The 5,081-nt window shown below is 54.2% G+C and carries 6 protein-coding genes; 3 read left to right on the forward strand and 3 right to left on the reverse strand.

Annotation, left to right across the window (positions count from 1 at the left end; translation table 11 throughout):
• Positions 1 to 67 precede the first annotated feature (67 nt).
• Complete coding sequence (locus RT613_RS23590; protein ID WP_313618797.1) at positions 68 to 295, reverse strand: hypothetical protein; 228 nt, start codon at positions 293 to 295, stop codon at positions 68 to 70.
• A 616-nt stretch (positions 296 to 911) separates the two neighbouring features.
• On the opposite strand from RT613_RS23590, the gene RT613_RS23595 reads away from it, so the two are divergent.
• Positions 912 to 1,490 (forward strand): GNAT family N-acetyltransferase, encoded by a 579-nt coding sequence (locus RT613_RS23595; protein WP_313618798.1) that lies wholly within the window; start codon positions 912 to 914, stop codon positions 1,488 to 1,490.
• A 533-nt stretch (positions 1,491 to 2,023) separates the two neighbouring features.
• On the opposite strand, the gene RT613_RS23600 is transcribed toward RT613_RS23595, so the two are convergent.
• Positions 2,024 to 2,302 carry a hypothetical protein gene (locus RT613_RS23600; RefSeq protein WP_313618799.1) on the reverse strand — a complete coding sequence of 93 codons (279 nt, stop codon included), beginning with the start codon at positions 2,300 to 2,302 and terminating at the stop codon, positions 2,024 to 2,026.
• Positions 2,303 to 2,636: 334 nt separating this feature from the next.
• Between RT613_RS23600 and RT613_RS23605 the strand changes: the two genes are divergently transcribed.
• On the forward strand, positions 2,637 to 3,731 hold the full coding sequence (locus tag RT613_RS23605) for an autotransporter outer membrane beta-barrel domain-containing protein (RefSeq protein WP_313618800.1): 1,095 nt from the start codon (positions 2,637 to 2,639) through the stop codon (positions 3,729 to 3,731).
• Between the two features lie 595 nt (positions 3,732 to 4,326).
• Here the strand turns inward: RT613_RS23605 and RT613_RS23610 are convergent.
• Positions 4,327 to 4,689, reverse strand: coding sequence for a hypothetical protein (locus tag RT613_RS23610; RefSeq protein WP_313618801.1), 363 nt, complete (start codon positions 4,687 to 4,689; stop codon positions 4,327 to 4,329).
• A gap of 14 nt (positions 4,690 to 4,703) precedes the next feature.
• Between RT613_RS23610 and RT613_RS23615 the strand changes: the two genes are divergently transcribed.
• Entirely contained in the window at positions 4,704 to 5,024 is a 321-nt protein-coding gene (locus RT613_RS23615; protein WP_313618802.1) for a hypothetical protein, read from the forward strand.
• Positions 5,025 to 5,081: the final 57 nt, after the last annotated feature.

A 5,081-nucleotide genomic window follows, 5' to 3' on the forward strand; every position in this document is an offset into this window, starting at 1 on the left:
GAGAGGAAGAAAAATCATCATCTTAGCTTGCTAAGTGACAGATTTCTCAGGTAAGGCGTTCTACGCCCTAATGCCCAAGAGCCTCGATGAGATACCACGCAATCGATGGCACAAAGGCAAAAAACGTCCCGATAATAAGGCCAGCGAGACCAAGGCCGATTGCTCCACCAATGTCATGCATCTGCAAGCCCATATAGGCGCCGGCAAATGTGGAGCTGGGGATGATGAACACGCACCAGCATTTATGGAGAAAGTTTTCGATACGTTCGAAGACACTCGGCTTTTTCTGGTCCATCACAAACCTTTGGTTACAGCGCGCCGCCGGCACACCTGATACTATGCAGGTAGGGGTGCGTTTGGTGGTTTAAAGAGCTGTTTGGAAAATAAGTTGTGTTTTTGGTGTGGCGCAACCAAGTGGCGCTAAGGGAAGCAATCTGCTACTCGACGTCATCCTAGGGCTTGTCCCTAGGATCTAATCACATCTCGACAGACGAAAAGTACATGGCTGGCGTGGTTAGATCATCGCCACAGGGGTGAGGATGACGTGGAGGAAATGGTTGGTGCATTGTTTGACACTGAGGGCCACCCCAACCAGCCCTCATTCCTCGTCCTCGGGCTTGACCCGAGGGATGTCACAGGAATCCAGTCGTCATGCGTCCGCGTGACGGATAGACTCTTTCCAGCCCCAAGACTGGGGCTGGGCCTGGATTCCCGCAACAAGTGCGGGAATGAGGGGAGTGTGTGGCAACCTCCCAACCAGGCGTCATACTTGGGCTTGTCCCAAGTATCTAACCCCATCTCGTCAAGCGAAACATACTTGGCTGGCGTGATGTATCGTCACCACTGCGTCGAGGACGGATTGCCCCGTCTTACACCGCGCAGTAAAGCAGGGCGAACCGCCGGAGCCTGCCATGTTGACCGATCTTTCCAGCCTGACACTAAAAACCCTTGATGGCAGCGAAGACTGCGCAGTGTACACCGCCGCGCGCGAATTTTGCCTGGAGATGATCCGCGACACCTACGCGATTGATTATAACCCCGTCTGGCATGCCGATCTGGATTCCCTCGTAAAACCGGCTGATGATAACTGGTACAGCGCGGCAAACCGTGGCGCGTTCTGCGTGGTGTATGGTGCGCAACACCATCTGATTGCCACCGGCGGCCTGCACGGGTTTTCGCTGAAACCAGCAACGGCAGACCGGCTTGGGCATCGCTATCCAAACCACGCCGAGGTCTGCCAGCTGGTGCGGGTCTATCTCCGGCCGCAGTTGCGCGGGCAGGGGTTTGGCACCCGCATCGTGGCCCTGTTGGAACAGCGCGCCACCCAGCTCGGTTACACCACCTCTTACCTGCATGCGGATGCCAAGGCCAATGCAACGCTGAACTTCTGGCAGCGCTGCCATTACCGGGAATTTGGTCGGTTTTCATACCCCGCCAATGGCCGCACCGATACATCTGTCGATTTTGATAAAGCACTTCTGCCAAACTGAAACCACGAGACTGCAAGATGTGCCGCAACCTGCCGGCGCCCCCCCCAAAAAACATGGGGCAATGCAACTCGACCACCGCCAAAACTCCCGCAAGTCATTGATCCTGTTTAAGTGATGCATGATGTGGGGCATCAACATCGCACAAATCATATTCATAACGCCGTCGAGCGGCCTTTATTTCTTTTTTCTTTTGTATGTTTATAGAAAAAAAGTGGAACACTTATTCATTTTCAAAGAGTTGCAGCAAAATACCCTGCATATCCGCGCACTGATGCAGCATGCCGGTCCGCAATCGGGTGCTTACCGCCAAACATGCGCTGGGGCCAAAAGAACCGCGAATTTCTTGGGGCCGTATCAACTCTCGCAACCGCGAGTAGTGACTTCGGTATTTAAGTAACGTTATGGTTTTTAATGTAAAATTCCAGACAGTAATACTTTATTAACATTGCCAAGACTGTGCCATGTAAATAAAATCTATGTCAGATTCGCCTGGTCTAATGGGGTGCGTTGTATTTTTGCCTTGGCGCAGGAGCTCAACGAACACGTTGTTTGGCGAAGCGGCCCAAAATCCTGCTGTCGTGTTCCTGGCGCGGGGCCAATAAGCCTTCTTTTTTAACATGAATGCCGGCCCGGCATATCGGCGCCGGGGTTGTGCACGTGCGCGTTTTTTTTGCACGGGCATGGCCCTGCCGCATGCTGGCCAGATGAAGAATGATTGATTGCAGGGGTTGGGTAATGAAGGTTTCCAAAATTCGCGGCAAAAACTGTCGCCGCGCGGCACCGGTTCTGTTCGGGCTGGTCTTGTCACACATTGCAGCATTTCCGGCCTTGGCCGACAGCTACAGTTTTACGGATGACTCATCCACAACACTGACATATGCACCAACAATTGTGGGCGGCGTAAACACCAATTTCACGTCTTACAATTCAAGCTTCAGCTGGATTTATACACTCAATACGTTCACTGTTGACACAACGGGATTGTATAGTGTTTCTGCGACAACCTCGCACGTCGTTAATACAACTTTTGTCTTGAATGGCACCTACTTGCCAACGAGCACCTTTCCTCCTCAGACCCCAATTTCTCAGTTTATCGCCAGTAGCTTCTCTGGCGGAAACACGGCGACAATTCCTAATCTTGAACTGGTGCAGGGCCAGACGTACAGCGTTCTTGTCGCTTACAATCAGACCACAGCCGGATCATACCCATATACGGTTCTGTTGACCTTTACCGGCGTTGGGTGCGTCAGCATTTACCTCAATAGCTGTTCTTCGATGACCGAAGAGTTGAAGCTGCAGGCGGCCCAGCAGGGCGTGATGCTGAACGACATGCAAAGCCGTGCAGTGGTGGGGCAGTTGCGCCAGCGCATGCAGACGGGCGGCATGGATCGCACACCAACCGGTTCCCTTGTGCATGCCTATGCCAGCGAAGCCAAAAATGATTACAATGACGTCTTCGGTTTCGCCACGGCTGGAAACGACACCAGTGGCCGCTGGACTGCATGGGCTGATACCGGCGCTGACGGTCTGCGCGGCAACTGGAACCCTGATGTGCGTGGTTATCAGGCCAGCCAGCAATTTGGCCTCGATTACCGCTTTGCCAATGGCTGGGTGGCAGGTGCCGCAGTTGGTGCCAGCATATTCGGCAGTGATTTCGACAATGGCGGTGAAACCTCCGGCAATGCCTACTGGATTTCGCCCTATCTCGGCATGCAGTTTGATGACTGGATGGTCACGCTGCAAACCACCTACAGCTATGTTGATTACAACACCTTCACCATTGGCACCGGCATCAATGGCGATACTCATGGCCAGCGCTTCAGCGGGTCCGTGTCCGTGGCGCGACAGTTCGATCTCGGCAATGCGTTTTACATGATCCCAGAGGTGACATTGAGTGTCGGCCGTGAGCGCATTTCCGATATTTCGGCACTGACAAGCGGCAACGTCAATGACCCGCGCTTCTTCTCCAGCAAGATTGGCGGTGAACTGGGTTACAACCTCTCAAACGACAGCCGCGTTTACGGTCTGGCCTTTGCGGAATATATCAACACCAATGCGGATACGGCCACCGCCTCGCTGTCCACCGGCTACAAGGCCAAAGACTGGTCGGCAACGCTGGGCGGCGCCGTTGACGTGAAGCTGGCAGACCGCACCAGCCTGAGCCTTGAAGGCCGGGTGCGTGGCCTTGGTTCCGATACGTTGATCTATGGTGGCAATGCGCGCCTGAACATCAACTTCTAAAACCTTTGGTTCGATGCGCGGGGAGGCCGCTCCCCCGCATGGGCCGACGTGCCGGCTCCACATGCCTTCGCAGTCACTTCAAGTCTTCTTGAGGCTTGTCCTACGTCTCGTTTAGTGACGCGGATGTAGCTGGCGTGATTGGGGCCTCGCCACTGAGGGCCGTCCCAACCAACCCTCTTTCCTCGTCCTCGGGCAAGCCCGAGCACAGAGATGAGGGGCCACGGACGCCCTTACCTCTACCCTTGTGGGAGAGGAAGAAAAATCATGGTCTTAGCTTGCTAAGTCATAGATTTTTCAGGTGAGGGGTTATGCATTGAACCTAGCACGCTCTCTGCCGTCGTATCGGGGCCTGTCCCGAGGATCTAATCAAATCTCCGCATACGAAACGAACGTGGCTGGCGTGGTTAAATCCTCGTCTCAAGGTCGAGGATGACGTTGAGTGAATGGATGTTGCATCGTTTAACGCAGAGGGCCGTGCGTCGGCGCGGCGAAAGAACCGTCAACCTCGGACACACAGCAAAATACTTACCCGGCTACCATTATAGCAGCGCCAACAAGCCAATTTGTTGTGATTTTTGTTGCGTAAAATGTTGATTTAGCGTTGCTTATGTTGCGATTTCGGTTTGTGCGGAGCCCGTTCGGACTGACTGAAACACAACGTCACTTCACCTCGACAACCTTCCATACGCCAAACAATGCAGCAATTCAAACAGCGGGAGTGATCGGCTTTCAGCCCGTCATTTCGCACATCACCAGTGTTGTTTTTGTGTTGTTGTTTGTGTTGCTGTTTTCCATGCGGCTCGCGCCCTGAAATGCGGTTGCGACGCTCAAGGCACCGAGGGGTGACACCATGCAAAGCCTTGTTCAGCACTTCTTCGGCCTGGTTTTGGCGGTTGGCTTGATGGCTTTCGCAGCGGTTCAGCTCAACGCGCAGATCATCCGCGAATGCAGGATCCATCAGGAGGTATCTTCATGTCACAGGTAAATATGACGTCGCTCAACGCCGTGGTGGAGTTTGACGAGCTGAACATCGTCATCCATGGCCGCATGGACAGTGGCATCCTGATTTCCGGCCGCGCCGAGCTGGAAGGCGATGCGGATGATTTTCATGTCACCACAGTGTTTCTGGAAGATGGCAGCTGCCTGAGCGCCGATGCGGCCGACGAAACGCCCTTCGAGGCGGAGCTTTTCAAGCGCATTGTTTGCGTGCTCCACAATGAAAAAACGGTGGTCGGTCGTCATATGGCGGTGGAATGGGCCGATGTGGTGGACAATCACCGGCAGGTCGCCTGACGGCAACGGGCCAGCGGTTCACGGCACTGCTGTGACCGGGCGAAGACGACCGCAACT

Source organism: Agrobacterium sp. (assembly GCF_032092815.1).
Lineage (GTDB): Bacteria > Pseudomonadota > Alphaproteobacteria > Rhizobiales > Rhizobiaceae > Agrobacterium.

What these genes read in the sequence shown, in the direction of transcription:
- RT613_RS23590 (WP_313618797.1), bottom strand. Translation starts at nt 295, where the DNA reads ATGGACCAGAAAAAGCCGAGTGTCTTCGAACGTATCGAAAACTTTCTC.
- RT613_RS23595 (WP_313618798.1), top strand. Translation starts at nt 912, where the DNA reads ATGTTGACCGATCTTTCCAGCCTGACACTAAAAACCCTTGATGGCAGC.
- RT613_RS23600 (WP_313618799.1), bottom strand. Translation starts at nt 2,302, where the DNA reads ATGTGTGACAAGACCAGCCCGAACAGAACCGGTGCCGCGCGGCGACAG.
- RT613_RS23610 (WP_313618801.1), bottom strand. Translation starts at nt 4,689, where the DNA reads ATGGATCCTGCATTCGCGGATGATCTGCGCGTTGAGCTGAACCGCTGC.
- RT613_RS23615 (WP_313618802.1), top strand. Translation starts at nt 4,704, where the DNA reads ATGTCACAGGTAAATATGACGTCGCTCAACGCCGTGGTGGAGTTTGAC.